Genomic DNA, 23,667 nt, shown 5'->3' with positions numbered 1-23,667 from the left:
ACTTTCCGCCGTGAGAAAAGTGCTAGAAACACGATTGTTTCTAGCACTCGGAATTATTGAGACCCTAGGCTCAATAATTAGTCATGGAACTTCTTCGAAGTTCGCTGACGTCCGTACTCACCTAAGAAAAGTTTTCAGAAGACGCTATCTTTAATCTTGGACTTCTCTTTCAAAGAGAAGTCTTTTTTAATTCTTAATAATCCAATGCATCGGAATGGCCTTTTCCGTTTCCGACAAAGTAGCCCGTTTTAGCATTGATACTAAACAAATACGTTCCATCTGGCTTGAAGAGGTTATAATAACCATTGCCGTTGATAATATTCACGCGTTCCAAGATGTATTGATCCCCTACGATATGGCCACGTTCCCGAGCGATTTTCAGAATCTTCTCCAAGATACCAGGGTTAAAGGTCCATGCAGGATTGTTTACATCGTCAAGCGCTGCTTGGTTGTATGGCACCCGGCTCAAGTTTCGTTGAAGAGGCACACCAGTGCTTTGAAGACCGAAGCCAGAATAACCTGGATTCACTCCGCCTGTCGTGTTGCCTTCAGTAGCTGGGGTTGGAGTAGGAGCTGGACTGGTTACCGTTCCAGAAGAAGCTGCGCTTCCTCCCGCAGCACTGCCACCACCATCTGTCACAGGCGCTGGAGTCGCAACTTGCTGCGAGCGTCCTTGAGAAGCAGCATCCTTCAACAATTGATTCAATTGTGTATTAGATGTCGACACATCTGAAAAAACTGCATTACTCTTTACCTGCGCATTGGCATCGATGGCCCCATCCTTAATAACTGGGCTGGTAAACTGAGAGTTTACTGTTTGAATAGCAGAAACCTGCTTCACCAATTCATCGTATTTACTCTTTGCTGCATCGTATTCCTTGGTATCTTTCAATTTTTCTAAACTTACTTTCAGTTTTTCCAAATTACCAAAAGAATCATTTTTCAACTTCGTCTGCGTGTCATCTGTAAAGAAGGCTGCATACTGATCATTAAAGTCCTTCAGCAAAGCCTCTGTATTCGCACTAGTTGAGGCAGAAGAACTAGACGATTTCTTGCTAGATGAGCTGGTAGAAGAGACGACAGTCGTCTCCCCTTTAGACTGGTTTCGGATCCATTGATAAGACAACCAACTAGCTGTAGCAACTGCTGTCAGAGCTAAAACTGAAAACAAAATTGGTTTTACCCGGCTTTTTTTCGGTTCTTGAGGAATCTCAATTTCATCATCCACATATGGTTCTGTTGGCTCTGGACCAAACTTAATTTTGGCAGGAAGTTCCCCAGGAATTGGATCTGGAATACGAGTAGACGTACCTTCTTTTTGAGCTGCTTCAGACGGTGCTGCTTCTTTTACAGGTTCTTCGTTTGGAATTGGCTCCGTTGCTTCCACAACGGCTGCTTCCTCTGCATCTGCCAGCATTTCCTTCTTCATGACGATTGTATCAAACTTGTGAGCTTCGATTTCGTCACGGTGCTGTTTGATGTATTTATCGAGGACATTGTCTGTTTCCTTGACACCTGCTTCGATTTCTTCAGCTTTGCGATTTGCTTGACCAATCGTCATCTCTTTTGCGTCCTTAAAATCAAGAACGGACTCTGCCTCTTGGCCTAACTGCTGTTTATCTTCTTTTGTCATATGTTTCCTTTCTCACTAGTCGCTTGTCGGCGTACCCGTTCCCCAAAGAACTGATACAAGTCCACCTTTAAGGTTCCGTTATATAATTTTCGTTTTTTATCTGCTTGTCGCCCAAATTTCTTTTCAAAATCTTCATCACTGGTCAAGATAAATTTACTCCAAGTCTTCAAGGGCTCAAAGACCTCTCCCATTTCAGCGTACAATTTTGTCACTCCTACATCATCGGATAAACGTTCACCATACGGTGGATTGGAGATGATGACCCCATTGATCTTATCCGAGCGCAAATCTTGAACCCGCATTTGCTTAAAGGTGATATCACTTGCAACACCTGCTTTTTGAGCATTTTCTTTGGCAATCTCAACCATCCGCGCATCGATATCCGTTCCCATGATGTCTAGAACAAGATCACGATTTATCTTTTTAGTGGCTTCTTTGCGCACTTCTTGAATCAGACGATCGTCAACCCAATTCCAATCTTCAAATGAGAAGGTCCGTCTCAAGCCAGGTGCTATCTGACGAGCCATCATCGCAGCCTCGATACAGAAGGTCCCTGATCCACAGGTCGGATCAACCAGGGGCTTATCTGGATACCAATTGGAAAGTTGAAGAATGGCTGCCGCCATATTTTCCTTGATGGGTGCCCCACCCTTTTCAGTCCGATAACCGCGCTTGAACAGGCTACTACCAGTGGTGTCGATTAAAATAGTCGCTTGGTCCTTCAAGATAGAAACTTCAATTTTAAATTCTGCTCCATTTTCGATCAATGGAACGCCTTCCGGACGAGCATAGTGTTTTTGCAACTTTTTAACAACGGCCTTTTTCGAAATCGCTTGTACACTCGGTTCGTTATGCAGTTTGGATTTAACACATTTTGCTTTGGAAATGGGGAAACGTGCTCCTAAAGGGAGATATTGCTCCCAATCCAAGGTAAAAACTCCTTGAAAGAGTTCTTCAAAGGTGCGGGCAGGAAAAGATCCTACGACGATCTTGATTCGGTCAGCGGCACGCAACCAAAGATTGGTTTCGATGATCGCACGAACATCACCTTTGAAGCGAACCCGTCCATTTTCCACTTGGCATTCGTAGCCTAGATCACGCAATTCACGCCCAACTACTGCTTCTAATCCAGCAGCAGCTGTTGCAATTAATTCAAATTGTTTTTTCATTTATTCCTCATTGTTTAAAAAAGGAGGTTGAGATTTCTCTCCCCCTCACCACCTATATGCAATTTTCTATAAGCCATGTTTTGTTCCAGAAATGACTAGGTACCATTTCCTTCGATAATCATCTGTCTACTGTTTCCAGTCAGAATGCTATGTTCGTTTCCATGCACTCCATGCCCCGACCAAAGTTTGGGTTGCTAGCTTGAGGGGTTTACCGCGTTCCACTTTTTAGGTTTCCCTAAAAACTACGTCACTGTGGCACTTTCAGAGCTAGTAGAACTTATCCTAAGACTTAGCCCGTTCGCTCGCCGTAACTTGAAGATCAAGTCCCTAGGCTTATGGATTCACCTAGCACAAACACTACAGGCATCACAGCCTGTGCTAGCATGGACTTTCCTCATGAGAGAAAGCTCTCACGCGATTATCCAAAAATTGCACGTTCATATTTTATGTCTTAAAAATCACGATCTACAACTTGTTTCCCGAATACTTCTTTTTCTAGACGATTTAAGCGTTTCAAAATATCGAAGTTTGTCGTAGTAGTGACCTGAGGAAACTCATGCTTTGGAGCAGACTCAGGAACTGATGGACTCGGAGTTGCTTGGCTCGTTTTCTTCGCTAATTCTTCACGGAGCCGAGCATTTTCTTCTTTCAATTCCTTCACTAAGGCAGCATAGGTTTCATAGTCTTTGATGACATCATCCAAAAACTCATTTACCTCAACTTTACTAAATCCACGAACTTCTTTTTTGAAATCTTGATCAAAAATATCTTTCGCAGTAAAAATAATACTTGCCATCATTCTCTCCGTTCTAGTTAATCATAATCATTATATAAAAAATGAGGAGCAAAAATCAAGGTAAATCACTTATTTTTCGTAAATTTTTTCCGCTACTTCATTTAAGTCATCAAAGTTTAATCTTTTGACATGATACTGATCCTTTTCTAGCATCATTTTGTAAAGATATTTGAGATTTGTTTCATGTTCTGGATCGTAAAATAAATAGGCACCATCTGTATTTTCTAACAAAAACGTATTGTATTCTTTGAATTGACCTGGCTGGCTATAAGAGGGATAGGCATATTTGACAAAATTAACCTGTTTAAAGCGACTGAGGACTTCTTGATTGGCCTCATTCCAGTTCTCTCCTTGATTTTCAAACATAAAAATTGTGGCCAACTGTATCTCGTATTCTTTTTTTAATTCCTGAGCAACCTCTAAAACCCAAGCTTCAAAACCTAGATTACCCGTAAAAATCAGCCACTTGACGCCCTCTTCCAAAAAACGGACTAAATCCCTGCGAATCGCCTCTTTTATAATGGGAAGTCTAGGGTCCTTTGCTGTCAGAATTCCCAATTCAAATGCCTTGTAACCTGTAATCAGTAAACTATTCATTATTTCCCCTCCCTTCTTCATTTTGTGATATAATAGAGTGATGTAATTGTACCAATAAGGAGAATGATGGTCAACTATCCTCACAAACTTAGCAAGAAATCTTCTTCGCCCATCCAGAGGAAGCAAAGTGTGAACTTTGCCAATCGGGGGATGACATTTGAAAAAATGATTAATGAGAGCAATCAGTACTACCTTTCTAGAGGGCTAGCGGTTATTCATAAAAAGCCGACACCCATCCAGATTGTAAAGGTGGACTATCCTCATCGCAGTCGGGCAAAGATCGTGGAAGCTTATTTTCGCCAAGCGTCTACCACAGACTATTCTGGTGTTTATAAAGGACACTACATTGATTTTGAAGCAAAAGAGACCCAGCAAAAACAAGCCATGCCGATGAAAAACTTTCATCAGCACCAGATTGATCACATGTCTGCGGTCGTCCAACAGGGGGGAATTTGTTTTGTACTCTTGCATTTTGCAAAGCTCAATGAGACCTATCTACTGCCCGCTCCTTCCTTAATCGACTTTTACAACATCGATCACGGCAGTAAATCTATGCCATTGCCCTATATACAGAAAAATGGTTATCGTATCGAGACAGATCGCCTTCCAAGCGTCCCTTATCTCGATATTATCGAACAGAATCTACTAGGCGGTAATTAAATGAACAAACAAACAGTTATCCAGTGGTTAAAATATGCAGCGATTGCGGCTATTTCCTTATTTTTCCTTTTACTTATCCTGGGTGGATTGGTATTTGGATACTATGCCTCAAAAGCACCGACTCTTTCTGAGAAAGACCTCATTGCAACGACATCCAGTAAAATTTATGACAATCAAAACAATCTGATTGCCGACTTGGGTGCTGAGAAACGAATCAACGTAAAAACAAATGAAATCCCAACTGACTTGGTCAATGCGATTGTGGCGATTGAAGACCACCGCTTTTTCAACCACAGAGGGGTCGACTTTATTCGTATTGGAGGGGCCTTCTTCAGTAACCTCCGAGGAGGTCGCCAAGGGGGATCTACTCTTACACAGCAGTTAATCAAACTCACTTACTTCTCTACTTCGTCGTCCGACCAAACCCTATCTCGGAAAATCCAAGAAGCTTGGCTTGCTACTCAATTAGAGCAAAAAGCAACCAAACAAGAGATTTTGACCTACTACATCAACAAAGTCTACATGTCTAACGGAAACTACGGAATGCAAACAGCTGCTCGTAGCTACTATGCAAAAGACTTGAAGGACCTTTCTCTGCCACAAGTGGCCCTATTGGCCGGAATGCCTCAAGCACCGAACCAATACGATCCTTATACCAATCCGGAAGCTGCTCTCCAACGCCGTAATCTGGTTCTTAAAGAAATGTTGGATATGAAGTCCATTACAAACGAGCAGTACGAAAGTGCCGTCAATACACCTGTTACCGATGGCTTGCAAAGTCTAACCGGCTCAAGCAACTATCCTGCTTATATGGATAACTACCTCAAAGAAGTCATCCAACAAGTCGAAGAAGAGACAGGCTACAATGTCTTGACAACTGGTATGGATGTCTACACCAACGTCGATACCGCAGCTCAAAAACGTCTGTGGGATATATACAACTCTGACGAATATGTCAATTATCCAGATAATGAGTTGCAAGTTGCTTCTACTATCATCGACGTGACAAACGGAAAAGTCATTGCTCAGTTGGGATCCCGTCATCAATCATCTAATGTATCCTTCGGTACCAACCAAGCTGTCGAAACGAACCGAGATTGGGGATCTACAATGAAACCTATCTCAGATTATGCTCCCGCAATTGAATATGAAGAGTATAACTCCACTGGAGTAACCATTCCTGATACACCTTACAACTTCCCTGGTACAAATACGCAAATTTATAACTGGGATAGACAGTACTACGGCAATATCAGCATGGTCTATGCTCTCCAACAATCCCGTAACGTTCCTGCGGTCCGGGCTCTTGAAAAAGTTGGTTTGAAGAAGGCTCAGAAATTCTTGAGCAGCATGGGGATTGATTATCCAGAAATGGTATATGCAAATGCCATCTCAAGTAATACCAGTGACTCTAGCAACAAATACGGGGCTAGCAGTGAGAAAATGGCCGCTGCTTATGCAACCTTCGCAAATGGCGGTACCTATTACAAGCCTCAATATGTGAATCGGGTTGTCTTTAGCGATGGTACAACGAAGAACTTTGAAACCTCTGGAACACGAGTGATGAAAGAAGCCACAGCTTACATGATGACAGATATGTTGAAGTCAGTTATCACAGCTGGTACAGGATACAATGCAAATATCTCTGGTCTTTATCACGCTGGTAAAACAGGTACCTCTAACTATGCCGACAACGAATTAAAAAAACTGACCAAGGACTACAATTACTCAAGTATTGTGACACCTGATGAATTGTTTGTTGGGTACACCACACAATATTCTATGGCTGTATGGACAGGATATACCAATCGCTTGACTCCAGTCCTAGATGATGGAATCAAAGTCGCGACGGATGTCTACAAACAAATGATGCTGTATTTGTATGAGCAAAACGGATCAGGTAGCGAAGACTGGACCCAACCAAGTGGCGTATACCGTAGCGGTTCCTACCTCTATCTCAATAATGGTAAGAACAACTACAATTACTACTATTATGAGCCAAGCTATACAGTTGAAGAAACGAGCGAATCAACAGAAGAAAGCTCAAGTTCATCTAGCTCAGAAGAGAATTCTGAACACACAGAATCATCTTCTAAAGAGAATGAGCAAAATCACTAATTAGACCACACTATATGAATAAAACACGATTGTTCTTAAACAATCGTGTTTTTTATGTATCTTATTTAGAAGCCAAAGCCCCCATTGGATCCCAAGGAGCTAGGACAATCGGTTCTCCCTCATAAGCAGCCAATTCTTCTGCCGTCAACAGTTCCTTACGAACGACGATTTGGTAGGTGTATTCGTCCATCCAGGCGTCCGAAGCTACAAAGTAGCCATCTGTTCCGACTTTCTCTCCCCAAGAATTCTCAACCTTCCATTTGAGAGAACGTCCAGCTTCGTCCAAATCCACACCAGTCAAGACCATAGCATGGGTCATGAGACTTTCTGCATAATCCAAACGTCCTGCCTTATCTTGAGTCAGCTGGATATCCATTCCCGATTCAAAGTCATAGACATCTGTTGCCAGGATTCCAGCTTTGCGGTTGCTAACTTGGCCGACATCTGATCCAAACCAAACAGTTTCCCCAGCTTTCATTTGGGCAATGGCCAATTCTTTCAAGCGCTCCATCGGAACGTTGAGGTATCGGACTTCACGGCTACCGACCACATTCCCCAGCATCTCTACTGTATAAGACTGGCCATAAGGCTTGTCTGCCGTAGGCGCATTGATAACAGAAACGTAGTCCTCCAACTGAAGATCTACATATTTTTTGTAAAAGCTTTGAGGTGTCAAACCAGACTCTGTGTGGAAATTATTGTCCTTACCGCGATAAGAGAAACTAAATGTACGAGGGGGTAAGCCAAGTGACATGGCCAAGAAATTAAAGATTTCTTGGAGGAGTTCTTCTTTCTTGCTTTGAACCGTTGCTTGATCTGCTTCACTCGCAAGTAATTCGCGAAGGATCTGAGCATCTTGGCGCAATAATTTATTTAAGTAGGTATTGAGCTCTCGGCTATTGCTAGATGAGATGGATTCTGGATAGACAGACTTGGGTACGACCCCATATTTTTCAAAGAGGGAAACGACCATATCCCATTGACCACCATCTTGTTGAGGAGTTTGAAGGAGGAAGGCCACCTTGCGGCTGGTTAAATCCTGATCCGCTGTCGCAATGATTTGTTCCAAGAACCAGTTGGATTTTTCGTACTTGTCCCAAAAGAAAGTGTGTGCTTGAGACAACTCAAAATCCTCTAATTGGAAGCTCGAAATCATTTTATGACGAAAGGTATTCAGAGCCGCAAACATCCAGCAACGACCAGAAGCTTTCTGGTCCGTCACCTTGTCCTTGGTTAAATCAAGAGAAAAGACGGGTGTGTTTTCTACTGCACTTTTGCGAGTCTCCAAAGCTGCATGAATCCCATTGTGGGTGATGGCATTTTCGATAGCCGCAAATTTCACATTTGCTTGGTAATTTGTATAAAGTTGATCTGTAAATTCTTGTGTTAATTCTGACATAAGATTCTCCTTTGTAAAGCTACTTACCATTATAGACCATTGTCTAAAATCTTCAAGTAAAAATTGTTTTAAAGGTCAGAAGAACGGATCGTGTAGATGATTTGATTTCCAACATAGCCTTTTCTAGCGACAGCATTTGGGATAGTTTCAAGATATTGCATTCCAGCTTTTGCCATTACCCGTCCCGAAGCAGGGTTCAAGCTGACATACTTGGCCTGAACTTCCTTGAATCCCACCTCTACCAACAAAAAGCGTAAAACAGCCTGGAGGGCTTCTGTCATCAGACCTTGACCCCAAAACTTTTTCCCTAGAATATAGCCAACTTCACACATTTCTTTTTGCGAATCCTGAGAAACGATACTGATATCACCTATCACTTGTGCGGGATCATCTTTCTTACAAATCGCCCATTTGTAGGTATTTTCTCCTTGGTAATGAAGGAGCCACCTTTCGATCGAAGCCCGAGTTACTTGAGGATTTGGATGCGGATTCCAAGTCACATATTTAAGATTATCTGTATCAGATGCCCAATTTTCAAACATAGCTGTTGCATCCTCTACAACAAAGCGTCTTAATAATAAACGGTTGGTCTCCAGTTCAATCGTACCTAATTTCCTCACCCTCTTTTCTCCTATTCTGTTTTAAAAAAGTCGGCTCAACCGACTTTTCTTTCCTATCAACGCCAGAAGGTATCAAATACCGTAATCGGTAGATGACGTTTGTGTTGGCCTTTGTGCCACCAATTTTCAATGGTTGCTTGAGCTTCTGGGCTAACTGATTTCCCTTCCAGGTAGTCATCAATTTCTGCATAGGTCACCCCAAGAGCTACTTCGTCAGCGATACCCGGCTTCTCCTCTTCCAAATCTGCAATCGGTACCTTCTCATACAAGGCTGGATCAGCTCCTAGCACCTGAAGTAACTGCTTGCCTTGGCGCTTGTTGAGGCGGTAAAGCGGAAGGATATCGGCTCCACCATCTCCAAACTTGGTAAAGAATCCAGTGATATTTTCAGCCGCATGGTCCGTCCCAATGACGGCTCCGCTATAGGCACCTGCCAAGGCATACTGAGCAATCATCCGACTCCGTGCCTTGATATTTCCCTTATTAAAGTCTGAGACATCCGTTCCTGTCGCTTCGACAGCACGCTCCATGGCATCGACCGATTCCTTGATGTTCACGACTAGGCTGACATCTGGCTGGATGAAGGCCAAGGCCTTTTGGGCATCTGCTTCATCCGCTTGGACACCGTAGGGCAAGCGGACTGCAACAAACTGATAACTGGCATCTCCAGTCTCTGCCCGCATTTCCTCCATGGCCAATTGAGCTAGGCGACCCGCTAAAGTCGAGTCCTGTCCTCCCGAAATTCCTAAGACAAAGGTCTTTAGAAAAGGATGTTTTTGCAAGTAGTCCTTCAAAAAATCAATCGACCGGCGAATCTCTTCTTGAGGATCAATGACCGGCTTGACCCCTAATTGGGCAATAATGTCTTCTTGTAGGCTCATTCTTCTTCACCTCCCAAGGCTTTCTGACGCATCTGATCAATCAGGTCCATCTTATCTTGCCATACATCCTTGGCTAAGTCCACTGGGTAATGTTGTGGATTGAGAACACGTTTGTACTCATCCCAGAGCTTATCGAATTCCTTCCGAGCATAGGCTTGGATATCCATCAAAGCTGGCAATTCGTAGACTTGTTTTCCATCTTTGAAAATATCAACCAAGAGCGGGATGGCGTCAAAATCACGAACCGTCTTCTTGATATAGGTATAGGTCGGATGGAACATCTTGATTTCTGTCAGTTCATTGACATCTACTCCATCGTAAGTGATGTAATCCCCTTCAGATTTGCCCTTTTCCCGACTGGTAATGCGCCAAACTTGCTTCTTCCCTGGAGTTGAGACCTTCTCAGCATTGTTAGACAGCTTGATGGTGTTTCTCATTTGACCATTTTCGTCTTCGATAGCAACAATCTTATAGACTGCTCCAAGGGCTGGTTGGTCATAGGCCGTGATCAACTTGGTTCCGACACCCCAGACATCAATTTTAGCCTTTTGCATCTTCAAGTTGAGGATGGTGTTTTCATCCAAATCATTTGAGGCATAGATCTTCGCTTTTGTGAAACCAGCTTCATCCAACTGCTGGCGAACTTTTTTCGAGATGTAGGCAATATCTCCAGAGTCAATCCGCACGCCTAGGAAGTTGATACGATCGCCCATCTCACGCGCCACCTGAATCGCAGCTGGAACTCCGATACGTAACGTATCATAGGTATCCACTAGGAAGACACAGTTGCGGTGGGTCTCAGCATAGGCCTTAAAAGCTTGATAATCATCGCCATAGACCTGCACCAAGGCATGGGCATGGGTTCCAAGTACTGGAATATCAAAGAGTTTTCCTGCACGAACGTTACTAGTCCCGCTAGCACCTCCAATAACGGCTGCACGGGTTCCCCAAATAGCCGCATCCATTTCTTGTGCTCTACGAGTCCCGAACTCCATCAAAGGTTCGTCTTCGATCACAGACTTGATCCGAGCTGCTTTTGTGGCAATCAAGGTTTGGAAGTTGACAATATTGAGGAGGGCCGTTTCGACCAACTGACACTGGGCAAGTGGTCCTTCTACTTGAACAATCGGCTCATTGGCAAAGACCAGATCCCCTTCTTTGGCAGAACGAACGGTCAATTCCATTTTAAAATTTTTCAGGTAATCTAGGAAGGCTCCTTCGTAGCCTAAGGATTCTAAGTAGGCAATATCTGACTCAGAAAAACGTAGATTCTTCAAATAGTTGACAATGCGCTCAAGACCCGCAAAGACGGCATAGCCATTTTTAAAGGGCTGCTGACGGAAATAGGCTTCGAAGACTGCCTTTTTATTGTGAATACCTTGTTCAAAGTAAACTTGCATCATATTGATTTGGTACAAATCTGTATGGAGAGTTAAACTATCATCTGGGTACATATATGATCCCTCTTCTTCTTTCTTACTTCATGGCACCAGTCGCACTCCGTCAACTGGCACAGTCCAAAATAATTTTAAACACATTATAGCACATTTTAAGCAGGTCCACATGAGTTTAATCTGGGTTAAACCTCATTTTTCATCGTAAAAAAGAAGGGATATTCGCCTCTTTCCATCAGACGAACATCCCTTCCTTCTTTCTTATTCTTCGTGTTCAGTAATATATTTATAAGCTTCTTGACCAGCAACAGCTCCGTCTCCAACAGCTGTGGTAACCTGACGAAGATCTTTTTGGCGAACATCCCCAACCGCAAAAACACCTGGGACTGAAGTTCTCATATGATCATCCGTCACTACCCAACCATTCTCATCCAAAATACCAAGTTCAGTCGCAAAATCACTGACAGGATCCAAGCCTACATAGATGAAGACACCACCTGCTAGTTGCTCACGGACTTGACCAGTTTGAACATCTTTTAAAAGCAGACTGGTCACACGGTTGTCCCCTTTGATTTCTTCGACCACTGTATTCCAAGCAAAGTGAATCTTTTCATTGGCAAAAGCTCGGTCTTGAAGAACTTTTTGGGCACGTAGGGCATCGCGTCGGTGAACGATGGTAACAGACTTAGCAAACTGAGTCAGGAAAATTGCCTCTTCAACCGCTGAATCTCCTCCACCAACGACCATAAGGTCTTCATCTCGGAAGAAGGCTCCATCACAGACGGCACAATAAGAAACCCCACGACTATTCAATTCTTCTTCACCTGGAACTCCCAATAAACGATGGTTGGAACCTGTCGCAATAATAACGGTCTTAGCTTGTAGGTGACCATCATCTGTCGTAATTTCCTTGTAGCTTCCTTGATCAACAATGTTTTCGGCTCTGCCAAACAAGTGTTCCACTCCTAAAGCTTCTAGAGGTTCGAACATCTTTTCAGCCAATTCAGGACCACTGATGTTGGCATAGCCTGGATAATTTTCAATGTCAGACGTGTTGTTCATCTGTCCGCCAGGAATTCCTGCTTCTAACAAGGCAACCTTGAGATTGCTGCGGGCTGCATACAAGGCTGCGGTCATTCCCGCAGGTCCTGCGCCGATAATCAGTGTATCATACATAAGCTTCTCCTTTTGTTGTAACTATCTTGATTCTAACTCCAATTCAATCATTTTGCAATTATCTTGCTCGAAGAATAAACAGAACTCCAATGACTGCAAAGGTAAGGACTGGAATTGTCATAATATCAATTAATAAAATATCATAGAGGTTTAACTGGCGTTCCTTAGCTGTTTTATCCGTCTTACGAGCTGCTCGCAAGCCTATCCAAACAGCTGAAGCAACTAACACCCCAACTGAAGTGATGATTAAGCTCTCGATATAGAGAGATAGCAATTGGTTTAACATAAGATCTCCTTAGTATCCAAACTTGGAATGAGGGGACGAGATGCCGCTTCGTTTCGTTAACCGTTGGTCAACTTGACACACCTATCTATGCGGAAAAGTAGACTACTAATCATCATCTTCTCCTGAGGCACCTACTCAAAGAAAAATCCGAGTCTGAAACATCGCGTTCCAGACTCGAGCTCTTATATATTATATCAAACAAATGTTCGTTTGTAACTAGCAAAGAATTCTTTTGTCCGCTCTTCTTTAGGAGCATTCATAATCTCTTCTGGAGTCCCAGATTCAATAATTTTTCCCTTATCAAGGAACAAGACCTTGTCCGCCACCTGGGAAACAAAGCTCATGTCATGACTGACCAAAATCATGGTTTGCCCTGCTTGTGCTGCTGCTGCAATAGCTTTTTCTACCTCTCCGACCAATTCCGGATCGAGGGCTGAAGTTGGCTCATCCAACAAGAGGACTTCCGGCTTCATGGCTAGGGCACGCGCCAAGGCTACCCGTTGCTTCTGCCCTCCAGACAAATGACGAGGGTAATGGGTTTCGCGGTCCGACAGACCGACTTTTGCGAGTTCTTCTTTGGCAATCTTGGTCGCTTCTTGGTCGGATAAGCCTTTGACGATGATCAGTCCTTCCTTGACATTGTCCAAAGCAGTCTTGCGACTGAAAAGATTGAACTGTTGAAAGACCATAGCTAGCTTTCTTCGAAGGGTCAGGATCTCGTCCTTACTGATCGTTTCAAAGTTCACCATCTCCCCATTGATCTCAATACTCCCACTATCTGGAGCTTCCAAATAGTTCAAGCTTCTCAAGAAGGTTGATTTCCCAGCTCCAGAAGAACCGATCAAGGCAACAACTTCCCCTTTTTGAACTTCCAAATCGAGATGGTCTAGGACCACTTGACCTGAAAAGGATTTTGATAATTGTGAAATCCGAATCATGCTGCTCTTTCCTCCTCTTGCAAGGTTTGGGTAACAACTTTTGGATCTTTGATAGCGAGTACTTGTTCGATCCAGCGACCCAATTGTTCAATCAAAATATTAATGGCCCAGTAAATCAATGAAACAGAGATAAAGCGCTCAAAGTAGCGGCTATCATTCCCCGACATAATTTTGGCTTGGGCAAAGATTTCCAAAACACCTGCATAGAAGGCCAGAGAAGTCCCCTTGGTTAAACCGATCAAAGAGTTAATCAAGGTCGGAGTCGCCACCACTGCTGCATTTGGAATGATAATTCGACGATAAACTTGGGCATTGGTCATGCCGAGACTCTTCGCCGCTTCGATTTCACCCGCATCAACAGACAAAATCGCTGCCCGAATGGTCTCACTGGCATAGGCTGCCTCATTAAAGGCAAAGGCCACAATAACAAATAAATGAGCCGGTACATCGTTGATATTAAAGGTCGTTCCATATTGTTGGTTAATGGCCTTCAATAGGAGCGGGATTCCATAATAGGTCAGCATCAACTGGACCAAAATTGGTGTCCCTCTTAAAAAACTCACAAACAAGGCTTGAATAGGATAAAGGATTTTTACTCGATTGATTTTGACAATGGCAAACAATAGGGCTAGTAACAAACCAAAAAAGGCCCCTGCCAAGGTTAACAAAATCGTATTTGGAAGCTCTTTTAAAATTCCTGGAATAGCTTCAAAAACGACGCGTAGGTTAAAGATTTCTCCTTCTGGTATCCATTTTAAAAACTCTTCGTACCAGCCAGATGCCAGATAAGTAGTTGTAAACATCTTCGTTACTTCCTCCCTCGATAATGAATCATTCTATCATATTTACAGTTAAAATGCTGAGTTTTGCTACTGATCGTTCGTAAATCATGCTTCAGGTCTGATGTGATCTCAAGCAAGCGTCTCCCCTAAGAGCAAAAAAATAGACTATCTATAGATAGTCTATCACAAAATAAATCAGCGACCAAATAGTTAATTTTTATGGAAATCTTTAAATTTCTTTATCACTAAAAGGTTTGGCGTTTTGCCTTTCTTTCCGCCCGACCGCGAGCACGATTCTCAGCTCGCTTGGCTTTGCGACGTTTCTCGTCCACAGCCCATTTGATTTTTTTCTTGTAGCCTGGTTTAATTTTTTTCTTTTTCTTCTTGACCAAGCCGATCATCTCAATGTCAAGTTTTTCTTGGCGTTTTTCACGATTAGCCCGGCGATCCCGGTCGTAGGTATCTTCGATAGCTCCAGCCTTCAAGACCTTAGGGACAAACTGGATGCCCAATTTTTCAAGCTCCCGAATGTCTGAGTCATCACTCGGTTGATAGAGGGTGATGGCTGTACCAGGAAGACCATTCCGACCAGTCCGGCCAACGCGGTGGACAAAGAAGGATAAGTCTTGTGGAATAGCATCATTGATGACATGGCTAACCCCTTCAATATCAATCCCACGCGCTGCCAAGTCTGTCGCCACGATATATTCAAAATCCAGGTTTTTGACTTGGTTCATGATTCGCTTGCGCTCCCGTGGAGGAACCCCTCCATGGATTTTAGCGACTTTAAGGCCCTTTTCTACCAAATAAGCATGCAAGTCATCTGCTCTGTCCTTGGTGTTCACAAAAATCATAGCCAGATAAGGTTGAAGAGCCTGCGTTAGTTGATAGACTTGCTCATTCTTATCTCGCCCCTTTGTCGATACCAACCAGTTATCAATGGTGTCCGAGATTACCGTTTTGGTTTTGATCTGCTCCATGACAGGGTTAGACAAATATTTCTTCAAGAAGGGTTGTAACTTTTGTGGAATCGTTGCTGAGAAGACTAAAAACTGAAGCTTCTTGGGAAGACTGGATGCAATCTTGTCTACCGTCGTCAAAAAGCCCATATCGAGAGTCATATCCGCCTCATCAACCACAAAAGTGTGTGCCTTATGAATAGCCAAGTCTCCAGAAGCGACCAAATCATAGATCCGTCCAGGTGTCCCAATGACAATATGGGGTTGGGCTACTTGGAGCTTATCGATCTGGCGAGCCTTATCAGTTCCTCCAACGTAGTTGGCAATCCGAATTTCTTTTTCACAGTGGCTAGCAATCTGACGAGCGGCTTGGTAAATCTGTGTGGCCAATTCCCGACTAGGCGCAGTAATGACCACTTCGACATTGCTACTTTCCTCATTTAAGGTTTGAAAAATTGGCAAGAGGAAAGTATGGGTCTTCCCTGATCCTGTTTTAGATTCACCGACCAGATCACGGCCTGCTAAAACAATCGGGATCAGCTTTTCTTGAACTTCTGTTGCTTCGATAAAATTAATCTCTTTTAAGGCCTCTTGGATATAGTCCTTAAACTTAAAATCTGTAAATTTCATTCTCTTATCCTTTCATCATCTCCACTATTATATCAAAAAACTCCTCTTCCCGCTCTTCTTTTGGACAGCAATTCCTAGCCAGCGAAAAAGGCTGAGATAGCAATCCCAACCTTTTATGATTCATGGCTTATGAATTGATCAAATAGTAGATCAAGAGGGTCAAGGCGCTCATTCCTGCACCGACACTCCAGAGAAAGGCATCAACCTTCCACTCAGACCATTTAGGTCCATTACCAGACAGACCACCTAATTCTAAATGGTGATGGAAAGGCGTCATGCGGAAAATCCGGCGTCCTTCCCCTGTCCGTTTCTTGGTCCATTTGAAATAGGACACTTGGAGCATGACAGAGCTAGTCTCAAAGACGTAGACAATCCCAATCAAGAGCAAAGTCCACTCTACGTGGAGAGCCATGGATAGAGTCGCAAGCATCCCACCTAGGGCTAAGCTTCCAACATCTCCCATGAAAATCTTGGCCGGCTTGTGGTTGTAGACGAAGAAACCTAATAGAGCTCCAATCATACTGATGGTCACAAAAAGGATATCGATTCGTCTTTGCCAAATAGCTATAATGGAATAAGCGATCAAGCTGATGGTTACCGAAATGCTTGCCAACCCATCAATCCCGTCTGTTAAGTTGACTGCATTTGAAAAACCAACTAACCAGAACAAGGCAAAGACAATATAGAAATGTCCCAAATAGATATCCCAACCAAAGACATTGAGAAGACTACCAGCTCCATGGCGTTCAGAAAAGAGATAGAAAATGATCCCTCCCAACAATTGCAAGGCTAATTTTTGCTTGGGATTTAACCCTTCATTGATCTTACGAAAGACCTTCAAGAAGTCATCCAAGAAACCGACGATTCCATACAAGACCAAAATAAAGAGGATCAATTGAACAGGGCGCGTAAAGTTCCCAGTTAGGAAGCTAAAGACAAGGGTGACAAAGACTGAAGTGATCAAGAAAACCACTCCCCCCATAGTTGGAGTGCCTGCTTTGGCTTTGTGTTGCTTCACATCTTCGTGCATTTGTTGCCCCGAAATATGGGCCCGTTGATAGAAACGGATAAAGGCTGGAATGCCAATAACCGTCAGTATAAAGGATACTACTAGGGTAGCAAGTAACATATCAATCTCCTAATGTAATTGTTATTTTCTTCGTCTTCTTTAAAGCAGTTTCTACTTTGACGTTTTGTTTGCTCACACGAGAACCGTCCCCTTTATAGGTGATCTCAATGCCCGTCCATTCCGCAAATTTATCAACATTTTCCTTGGTCCAGCCATACATATCCGGAACTGAATCCAAGTCATCTGTTAATAATAACACTTGCTCATTTGCTTTTAATTTCGTTCCTGCTGATACAGACATCTTTTTAATATTCTTTCCAGTTCCTAGGACGACAGGCTGGATCAGATTGCGACGCAGTTCATCTGCGAAGCCACCTGGGCTGATGGTCTGCTTCAAGTTCAATTCTTTCGACAAGGATTCTGCCGACGGCATCTTATAGGTGTCCTCTTTCGTGACCCCATCCAAGGCCTTGGTTTCCGTTACTAGATTCAACTCATCCTTCAACGCAACCGCATCTTCCAAGACTGGATTGACCAATTCTTGCCAGCTCTTTGGACTAAAGCTGACTTCAGGCTGTTGAACTGTCACATACATAATGAAATCTGGGTCTTCAGCAGGTGTCATGACAACAATCGAGTTGATATTATCATTTTCGCCTTCCAGGTAGCCATTAGCCGTTGCAATTTGGGCTGTCCCTGATTTAACAGCAACATTTTGTCCAGCTACTTGGATAATGGGACCATCCGATGAATAGAGGGTACCAAATTGAGGATCAGTCCCTACCGTAATCATGTAATTACGGGTCTGTTGGGCAGCCGAAGCGGATACTGGATTGCCGACAATCTCTCTTTGTGATTTACGAGCAGTTTCATGCTTGCCGTCGTAAATCGCACTGATAAATTTAGGCTCCAACATTTCCCCATCATTTGCAATGGCAGAAAATGCACGCAACATCTGCGTTTGGGTCACCGAAATCCCTTGACCGAAAGAAGACATGGCTTGAGTGACATAGTTATCACCTGGTAGACCTCCAAAACTTTCGTCTCCCATTCCAAAACGTGTAGGAAGTCCGAATTTAAAGAGAGTGAGGTAATTCATCCAGACATCATTGCCCATCTTCTGTTCAAGCTTGGTCATCCCAATGTTACTTGAATAGGCGAAACCTTGGGCAATATTCATATAGCGACCTTCTGTCAAGCCCATATTGATTTCCCAGTCTTTGATGGTCGCGTCTTTTACTTGCAACTCGTTATTGTAATATACCTCGTTATAGGCTGGGAAAGTCCCATGATCAATCGCTGCGGCCAAGGTCATGACCTTCATAGTCGAACCTGGTTCGTACTGATCCTGGTAAAGAATCGTGTTCCAAGTTCTCAGATTCTTGATATCCAGACCTTCTTTGGTATCTGCATTATAGGTTGGCCGTTGCGTTGTTGCAAGGATTTCCCCTGTTTTGGCACTCACTAGGGTCGCACTAACAAATTTGCCTTTTACCTTTTCTTGGAATACATCCATTCTGGTTTCGAGATAGGTTTGAAGTTCCGCAGAAATGGTTGTATAAACATCCTTTCCATCTTCGGTCTTCACGGCAACCTTGTCTGATCCCGGTACAATATTTCCGTTACGATCCTTTTCATAGGTCACCACCCCATCTTGACCACCCAGGATTCGATCCAAGGATTTTTCTATTCCCGTTGTTCCCTGCAGGGTTTTATTTCCTTCTTTATCTTCTATCAATTGAGCTTGACCGATAAATTGAGAGGCAAAGGTCCCATTTTTATAACTCCGGTTTGGACTCGTCGTAAAATCAACACCTTTAATGTTGGCAGCTTCTAGTTCACTCCGGATAGCATCCATGTTGCTATAACTAATATCGTTCCCCGCTGCACCAAAAGAAACTTGGTTGAGCTTCTTTTGAGACAGTTGTTGGACGACATAATCTTTTTCCATCCCCAAATAACGATTAAAAACGTCCGCTACTTGGTTGTATTGGCTTTCTTCAACGTATAAAACTTCACCTTTTGCTGATTTATAAGTTTTATCGATAATAGCATAAACATTATAAGTCGTCGCATCTTCAGCAATGACAGCTCCATTTCGATCATAAATTGTTCCTCGTTTGGCTGGAACAATCTCGGTTTTCTGATGGACTTGATGCGATAACTCAGATAAATTTTTTCCAAATTTGCTATCTGTGCCTATAATAACTGCAAAATTAATGAGAAAAATGAAGAAAACAAGAATGGAAAGCAAACTTAAATTCTTAGCTACTTGCCGACGATTTTGGTCTGGAAGTTTCCTTTTTTTAAGGGAATAACGAATGATTTTCTTTTTTAATTTACTCATCGCTACTTGAACTCACCACTTTTCGATTTTCTTTTTGGAGGGTCATCCCCTGAGAACTAGCTAACTTAGACAAGCGTTCATAGCGAGTCAACTCATTGACTTCTTGTCGGATATCTTCTAGTTCAGTCTCTTTTGTTTTTAGTTCTGTATTGAGGTTTGTCAAATCACTTTGCACTTGTAGAATCCGCGTCTGCATAAAAATAATACTGACAGCAAGAATAATCCCTGTTAGGACAATCGAGCCATAAAAAGCTTTCTCTACTCTGGTAAAGCGACGAATACGATCTTGCAATTGACTGCCCCTAGATCGTAATGGTTGATCTGCCATGTTCATTTCCTCTTACTTATGAATTTTTCGAGCAACTCGCAATTTTGCAGAATGAGCTCGGTTATTATTTTCTAACTCTTCTTGGCTTGGAAGAATCGGTTTTCGAGAAACTAATTCCATTTTTGGTTTTAAATCCTCTGGGATAAAGGGCAAGCCCTTCGGTACTTCTACTGTAGAAGCCTCTTTAAACAATTGCTTGGTCAAACGATCTTCCAAGGAATGAAAGGTAATGACTGAAATACGACCACCAACTGCCAACAAATCCATAGCCTGCTGGATTGATTCATCAGCCGCTCCCAATTCATCATTAACTTCAATTCGAATAGCCTGAAAAATTTGTTTGGCTGGATGCCCCTTTTTCTTTAGTTCCTTAGCTGGTTTTGCAGACTTAATAATCTCTGCTAACTCTGTTGTCGTTTCAATCGGTTTGACAGCACGCGCCTGTTCAATCTTCCTGGCAATTTGTTTAGAGAATTTATCTTCTCCATACTTGAAAAAGATTCGGACTAGATCGTGATAATCATAATTGTTGACCACGTCATAAGCCGTCAAAGAAGCTTCTTGATTCATCCGCATGTCCAAGGGAGCATCTTTTTTATAAGAAAAACCACGAGACCGCTCATCTAACTGAGGACTAGAGACTCCCAAGTCATAACAAATGCCATCAATTTCACTGACTCCCAATTCTTGGAGACGCTCTTGAAGATTCCGGAAATTGTCTTTGATGAAGGTTACCATGCCTTTTTCAACGTAAGGAGCCAATCGTTTCTCCGCATTATCAATCGCATGCTGATCCTGGTCAAAGGCATATAAATGTCCTTTTTCACTTAATTGACTTAATAAATATTCGCTATGGCCAGCTCCACCTAGAGTGGCATCCACATAGATTCCATCTGGCTTTACATCCAGCATATCAATCGTTTCATGGAGCAAGACCGTTACATGATGAAATTCTTTACTCATATCCTATCTATTTTACCACAAATCTGACCAGGATGCACTTGAGATTCTCTCCTCTATCCACTTATCATTTTCGGATAAAAAGTTCCTATTCTTTAAAAGCTCATCCTATCAACCAATAGACCTAGAGAAGCAAATTATGATACAATAATTCCATGAAAAATAAGAAACACCTACTCCTTGGTCTGCTATTGGCCGACCTAATTGCTGTCTACTTTTTCCTACGCACCCCTGTTCCTTGGATTTTTTGGACAGCAACATTCGTTCTTGCCGTCTCCATTTGGATATTTAAAAATCAATGGAAAAACTACAAAAATAAAGATAAGGATTCAGAGTAGCCCATATAGAACAAGAAAACTCGATCAGTTCAACATCTGATCGAGTTTTCTATTGTCTATTTATGAATTAGGATCATCAAGGCTACGGCCATGCAAGCCTTTTTCTCGTTGGACTTGACGTAGTTTTTCAGGTGTCACATCGTTACCTTCTTCGTCAACCACTTTAATTCCTTCGATGTGGTGACGAACAGAACGACGATAACCCTCAATGTATTCTTCACGAAGTTTTGCTTGTTCCACTTCTTCTTCTGGCGTCAAACCTTCTGTTTTTTTCTTTTTAGCAAGCTCATTGATCCGAGCAATTTTTTCAGGTGTCATAATAAGACCTACTTTCTACCTGTCACCAGGTACTTATTTTGTGTTCAATTGGTTGAAGGCTGCGACAGCATTAGCTTTCGCTACAAGGCCTACAAGAAGGGCCAAACGGTTATTTTTGACAGCTTCATCTTCAGCCATCACCATGGTATTGTCAAAGAAGGCATCGATGACTGGGCTAAGAGCGAAGAGTTGAGCCAATTTGTCGCTAGCTGAACCTGTCAATTCAAGCTCTTCAATTGCTTTAGCAAGAGCTTTTTCTTGATCATTTTCAAAGAGACTAGCATCGACCACGACTGAAGCATCTGCTTTTTCTGCCAAGTTGAAAGCACGTGAGAGGGATTCAACAGCTGCCTTGTAACCATCTGTCTTCGCAGCTTCTGAAAGAGCTTCAGCTGCTTCCAACATATCTGCCACGACAAAGTTTGAACCAGCAAGAACAGCGTCTTTGATATCTTTTGGTGTGCGTCCCATCATCTTGTCCACACGCGCCTTGATGAAGTTGAGCACTTCTGCTTGATTGTCATAAGAAAGACTATCAAATGAAAGAGCGTAAAGGCTGTCAATCAACTCATCCATCGGGATATACCAACCAAAGGCATCCAAGATCCGAACAATCCCTTGTGTTGCACGGCGAAGCGCATAAGGGTCATTGGAACCAGACGGAATCAAACCGACTGAGAAGAAGGAAAGAAGGGTATCCAATTTATCTGCAAGAGCTAGCACTGCACCAACCTTGGTTTCAGGAAGAGCTCCGTCTGCTGCATCAGGAAGGTAGTGCTCACGGATAGCTGTCGCTACTGCAGGATCCTCACCAGCAAGGAGGGCATATTTTTCACCCATGATTCCTTGCAATTCATCGAACTCTCCGACCATACCCGTCAAGAGGTCAAATTTATAGATTTCAGCTGCACGCGCTACCGCTGCCCTTTCTTCGGCAGTCAAACCAGCTTGCTCAGCCAAGGAAGCTGCAATGACACCAGCACGGGCCATGTGTTCTGAGAGAGAACCGATTTTTTCATGGAAGGTCACGTGGGCCAATTTAGCAACGAGGTCTTCAATCTTAAGTTTTTGGTCTTCACGCCAGAAGAATTCACCATCTTCGAGACGTGCCACCAAGACTTTTTCATTTCCTCGAACAACATTTTCCAAGTGCTCAGCGTTCCCATTCCGGACGGAAATGAAGTTTGGTTTCAGCTGACCATCAAGGTCACGTACGACAAAGTAACGTTGGTGCGTTTCCATTGAGGTCACCAATACTTCCTCTGGAACGTCCAAATATTTGGTGTCAAAACTTCCCATAAAGGCAGTTGGGTATTCCACCAAGTTCAAGACTTCATTTAGAAGTCCTTCTTCGATTTGGACTTGAACACCTTGTTCTGCTTCGATAGCCTTGATTTGCTCACGAATCATGTTTTCACGCTCTTTGCTGTCGGCAATCACGTAAACCGTACGAAGGTCTTCTTCATAAGAGTCTGCATTGGTGATTTCCACTTCGTGACCGAGGAAACGGTGGCCACGGCTCACACGGCCTGACTTGATATCCAAGAAATCAAGATCAAGCGCTTCATCTCCCAAAAGGACGGTCAAAGTGTGAACAGGGCGAATGTATTCAAAGCTATTGTTAGCCCAGTGCATGCTGACAGGGAACGTCAATGAAGCAAGCACTTCTGGAATGCCAGCCAAAACTTCTTTGGCAGGTTTTCCAGCTTCGTGTTTCGTCACGTAAACGTACTCTTCCCCTTTGACTTCACGGAATTCGATATCGTCAACGGTCAAGCCCTTCCCACGAACAAATCCTTGGGCTGCTTTTGAGAAGTTTCCATCAGCATCCAAGGCGATTTTCTTAGAAGGTCCTTTAAAATCTTCTGTCAAATCCGTTTGTTGATCAGCCAAGCCAAGTACACGGACGGCCAAACGACGGGGAGTTGAGAAGGTTTGAATACTTTCGTATGAAAGACGGTTGTCATCCAAAAAGGCTGCCATTTTCTCACCAAGTTGTTTTTCGCTTGGCGTGACAACGTAGGCTGGCAACTCTTCAAGTCCAAGTTCTACTAATAAGTTTTTTGTCATGTTTTTTCTCCGAAAAATATCTTTTTTTCCAGTTTGCCTTATGTGATTGGCACGCAAGCAACCGACTTCGTCGTTTCATTGCTAAAATTGGAGCCTAAGGTCTCCAATTTTGCCTGGTATCGTTAGTTTCTCTAACGATACCTTTATCACTGCGGCAACTGGTTCTGTAGGATTACTCTATTAGCAAATCCCATCTAAT

The 23,667-nt window shown here is 43.0% G+C and carries 21 protein-coding genes and 1 other RNA gene; 2 read left to right on the top strand and 20 right to left on the bottom strand.

Features of this window, described 5'->3' with window-relative positions; genetic code table 11:
* Nucleotides 1-193: 193 nt before the first annotated feature.
* From EL081_RS02530 to EL081_RS02510, 5 genes are all read right to left on the bottom strand, one after another.
* Entirely contained in the window at nucleotides 194-1,633 is a 1,440-nt protein-coding gene (locus tag EL081_RS02530) for a cell division site-positioning protein MapZ family protein (protein ID WP_126403847.1), read from the bottom strand.
* A complete protein-coding gene (locus EL081_RS02525) occupies nucleotides 1,630-2,802 on the bottom strand; it encodes a THUMP domain-containing class I SAM-dependent RNA methyltransferase (protein ID WP_126403846.1) in 1,173 nt (390 codons plus the stop codon). The genes EL081_RS02530 and EL081_RS02525 overlap by 4 nt, the downstream gene beginning before the upstream one ends.
* 64 nt (nucleotides 2,803-2,866) lie before the next feature.
* Nucleotides 2,867-3,232, bottom strand: an RNA gene (gene rnpB, locus EL081_RS02520) — RNase P RNA component class B.
* Nucleotides 3,233-3,253: 21 nt separating this feature from the next.
* Nucleotides 3,254-3,598, bottom strand: coding sequence for a cell division regulator GpsB (gpsB, locus tag EL081_RS02515; RefSeq protein WP_006597079.1), 345 nt, complete (start codon nucleotides 3,596-3,598; stop codon nucleotides 3,254-3,256).
* Nucleotides 3,599-3,667: 69 nt separating this feature from the next.
* Entirely contained in the window at nucleotides 3,668-4,195 is a 528-nt protein-coding gene (locus tag EL081_RS02510; protein ID WP_006597078.1) for a DUF1273 domain-containing protein, read from the bottom strand.
* A gap of 66 nt (nucleotides 4,196-4,261) precedes the next feature.
* Here EL081_RS02510 and recU point away from each other — a divergent pair, with 66 nt between their 5' ends.
* Nucleotides 4,262-4,855, top strand: a complete 594-nt coding sequence (gene recU / locus EL081_RS02505; protein WP_126405027.1) for a Holliday junction resolvase RecU — start codon at nucleotides 4,262-4,264, stop codon at nucleotides 4,853-4,855.
* Nucleotides 4,856-6,973 carry a penicillin-binding protein PBP1A gene (pbp1a, locus tag EL081_RS02500; protein WP_126403845.1) on the top strand — a complete coding sequence of 706 codons (2,118 nt, stop codon included), beginning with the start codon at nucleotides 4,856-4,858 and terminating at the stop codon, nucleotides 6,971-6,973.
* 61 nt (nucleotides 6,974-7,034) lie between these two features.
* Here pbp1a and pepC read toward each other — a convergent pair whose 3' ends face one another.
* The 15 genes from pepC to glyS form a co-directional block, all read right to left on the bottom strand.
* Nucleotides 7,035-8,372, bottom strand: coding sequence for an aminopeptidase C (gene pepC, locus EL081_RS02495; RefSeq protein WP_126403844.1), 1,338 nt, complete (start codon nucleotides 8,370-8,372; stop codon nucleotides 7,035-7,037).
* A 68-nt stretch (nucleotides 8,373-8,440) separates the two neighbouring features.
* A complete protein-coding gene (locus EL081_RS02490) occupies nucleotides 8,441-8,992 on the bottom strand; it encodes a GNAT family N-acetyltransferase (protein ID WP_126403843.1) in 552 nt (183 codons plus the stop codon).
* Nucleotides 8,993-9,048: 56 nt separating this feature from the next.
* Nucleotides 9,049-9,873: an ammonia-dependent NAD(+) synthetase gene (nadE, locus tag EL081_RS02485; RefSeq protein WP_126403842.1), complete on the bottom strand. Its 825-nt coding sequence runs from the start codon at nucleotides 9,871-9,873 to the stop codon at nucleotides 9,049-9,051.
* Nucleotides 9,870-11,327 (bottom strand): nicotinate phosphoribosyltransferase, encoded by a 1,458-nt coding sequence (locus tag EL081_RS02480; RefSeq protein WP_126403841.1) that lies wholly within the window; start codon nucleotides 11,325-11,327, stop codon nucleotides 9,870-9,872. Before EL081_RS02480 ends, nadE begins: the two co-directional genes overlap by 4 nt.
* 201 nt (nucleotides 11,328-11,528) lie before the next feature.
* A complete protein-coding gene (gene trxB, locus EL081_RS02475; RefSeq protein WP_126403840.1) occupies nucleotides 11,529-12,443 on the bottom strand; it encodes a thioredoxin-disulfide reductase in 915 nt (304 codons plus the stop codon).
* Between the two features lie 58 nt (nucleotides 12,444-12,501).
* A complete protein-coding gene (locus EL081_RS02470) occupies nucleotides 12,502-12,729 on the bottom strand; it encodes a DUF4059 family protein (protein ID WP_126403839.1) in 228 nt (75 codons plus the stop codon).
* 194 nt (nucleotides 12,730-12,923) lie between these two features.
* On the bottom strand, nucleotides 12,924-13,667 hold the full coding sequence (locus EL081_RS02465; RefSeq protein ID WP_126403838.1) for an amino acid ABC transporter ATP-binding protein: 744 nt from the start codon (nucleotides 13,665-13,667) through the stop codon (nucleotides 12,924-12,926).
* On the bottom strand, nucleotides 13,664-14,470 hold the full coding sequence (locus EL081_RS02460; protein ID WP_048715261.1) for an amino acid ABC transporter permease: 807 nt from the start codon (nucleotides 14,468-14,470) through the stop codon (nucleotides 13,664-13,666). Before EL081_RS02460 ends, EL081_RS02465 begins: the two co-directional genes overlap by 4 nt.
* A 224-nt stretch (nucleotides 14,471-14,694) precedes the next feature.
* Nucleotides 14,695-16,038 (bottom strand): DEAD/DEAH box helicase, encoded by a 1,344-nt coding sequence (locus EL081_RS02455; RefSeq protein WP_126403837.1) that lies wholly within the window; start codon nucleotides 16,036-16,038, stop codon nucleotides 14,695-14,697.
* 127 nt (nucleotides 16,039-16,165) lie between these two features.
* The gene (gene mraY, locus EL081_RS02450; RefSeq protein ID WP_126403836.1) at nucleotides 16,166-17,167 is read right to left on the bottom strand and encodes a phospho-N-acetylmuramoyl-pentapeptide-transferase; all 1,002 of its coding nucleotides are present in this window, start codon (nucleotides 17,165-17,167) and stop codon (nucleotides 16,166-16,168) included.
* Nucleotide 17,168: 1 nt separating this feature from the next.
* The gene (gene pbp2X / locus EL081_RS02445; protein WP_126403835.1) at nucleotides 17,169-19,454 is read right to left on the bottom strand and encodes a penicillin-binding protein PBP2X; all 2,286 of its coding nucleotides are present in this window, start codon (nucleotides 19,452-19,454) and stop codon (nucleotides 17,169-17,171) included.
* Nucleotides 19,447-19,782, bottom strand: coding sequence for a cell division protein FtsL (gene ftsL / locus EL081_RS02440; RefSeq protein ID WP_006596866.1), 336 nt, complete (start codon nucleotides 19,780-19,782; stop codon nucleotides 19,447-19,449). The genes pbp2X and ftsL overlap by 8 nt, the downstream gene beginning before the upstream one ends.
* A 12-nt stretch (nucleotides 19,783-19,794) precedes the next feature.
* The gene (gene rsmH / locus EL081_RS02435) at nucleotides 19,795-20,745 is read right to left on the bottom strand and encodes a 16S rRNA (cytosine(1402)-N(4))-methyltransferase RsmH (protein WP_126403834.1); all 951 of its coding nucleotides are present in this window, start codon (nucleotides 20,743-20,745) and stop codon (nucleotides 19,795-19,797) included.
* 395 nt (nucleotides 20,746-21,140) lie between these two features.
* Nucleotides 21,141-21,398, bottom strand: coding sequence for a DUF896 family protein (locus EL081_RS02425; protein ID WP_023920274.1), 258 nt, complete (start codon nucleotides 21,396-21,398; stop codon nucleotides 21,141-21,143).
* Between the two features lie 33 nt (nucleotides 21,399-21,431).
* The gene (gene glyS, locus EL081_RS02420) at nucleotides 21,432-23,468 is read right to left on the bottom strand and encodes a glycine--tRNA ligase subunit beta (protein ID WP_126403832.1); all 2,037 of its coding nucleotides are present in this window, start codon (nucleotides 23,466-23,468) and stop codon (nucleotides 21,432-21,434) included.
* Nucleotides 23,469-23,667: the final 199 nt, after the last annotated feature.

The sequence above is a fragment of the Streptococcus viridans genome (assembly GCF_900636365.1).
Classification (GTDB): domain Bacteria; phylum Bacillota; class Bacilli; order Lactobacillales; family Streptococcaceae; genus Streptococcus; species Streptococcus viridans_A.
Note: the sequence above shows the minus strand (reverse complement) of the source record. Positions and strands in the feature narration are given on the sequence as shown.

Bases quoted from the DNA above. Each gene is read 5' to 3' on its own strand.
- pepC (WP_126403844.1), bottom strand. From the start codon at position 8,372: ATGTCAGAATTAACACAAGAATTTACAGATCAACTTTATACAAATTAC.
- gpsB (WP_006597079.1), bottom strand. From the start codon at position 3,598: ATGGCAAGTATTATTTTTACTGCGAAAGATATTTTTGATCAAGATTTC.
- trxB (WP_126403840.1), bottom strand. From the start codon at position 12,443: ATGTATGATACACTGATTATCGGCGCAGGACCTGCGGGAATGACCGCA.
- mraY (WP_126403836.1), bottom strand. From the start codon at position 17,167: ATGTTACTTGCTACCCTAGTAGTATCCTTTATACTGACGGTTATTGGC.
- EL081_RS02455 (WP_126403837.1), bottom strand. From the start codon at position 16,038: ATGAAATTTACAGATTTTAAGTTTAAGGACTATATCCAAGAGGCCTTA.
- EL081_RS02530 (WP_126403847.1), bottom strand. From the start codon at position 1,633: ATGACAAAAGAAGATAAACAGCAGTTAGGCCAAGAGGCAGAGTCCGTT.
- EL081_RS02465 (WP_126403838.1), bottom strand. From the start codon at position 13,667: ATGATTCGGATTTCACAATTATCAAAATCCTTTTCAGGTCAAGTGGTC.
- EL081_RS02470 (WP_126403839.1), bottom strand. From the start codon at position 12,729: ATGTTAAACCAATTGCTATCTCTCTATATCGAGAGCTTAATCATCACT.
- EL081_RS02480 (WP_126403841.1), bottom strand. From the start codon at position 11,327: ATGTACCCAGATGATAGTTTAACTCTCCATACAGATTTGTACCAAATC.
- recU (WP_126405027.1), top strand. From the start codon at position 4,262: ATGGTCAACTATCCTCACAAACTTAGCAAGAAATCTTCTTCGCCCATC.
- ftsL (WP_006596866.1), bottom strand. From the start codon at position 19,782: ATGGCAGATCAACCATTACGATCTAGGGGCAGTCAATTGCAAGATCGT.
- nadE (WP_126403842.1), bottom strand. From the start codon at position 9,873: ATGAGCCTACAAGAAGACATTATTGCCCAATTAGGGGTCAAGCCGGTC.
- rsmH (WP_126403834.1), bottom strand. From the start codon at position 20,745: ATGAGTAAAGAATTTCATCATGTAACGGTCTTGCTCCATGAAACGATT.
- EL081_RS02425 (WP_023920274.1), bottom strand. From the start codon at position 21,398: ATGACACCTGAAAAAATTGCTCGGATCAATGAGCTTGCTAAAAAGAAA.
- EL081_RS02460 (WP_048715261.1), bottom strand. From the start codon at position 14,470: ATGTTTACAACTACTTATCTGGCATCTGGCTGGTACGAAGAGTTTTTA.
- glyS (WP_126403832.1), bottom strand. From the start codon at position 23,468: ATGACAAAAAACTTATTAGTAGAACTTGGACTTGAAGAGTTGCCAGCC.
- EL081_RS02510 (WP_006597078.1), bottom strand. From the start codon at position 4,195: ATGAATAGTTTACTGATTACAGGTTACAAGGCATTTGAATTGGGAATT.
- pbp2X (WP_126403835.1), bottom strand. From the start codon at position 19,454: ATGAGTAAATTAAAAAAGAAAATCATTCGTTATTCCCTTAAAAAAAGG.
- EL081_RS02525 (WP_126403846.1), bottom strand. From the start codon at position 2,802: ATGAAAAAACAATTTGAATTAATTGCAACAGCTGCTGCTGGATTAGAA.
- pbp1a (WP_126403845.1), top strand. From the start codon at position 4,856: ATGAACAAACAAACAGTTATCCAGTGGTTAAAATATGCAGCGATTGCG.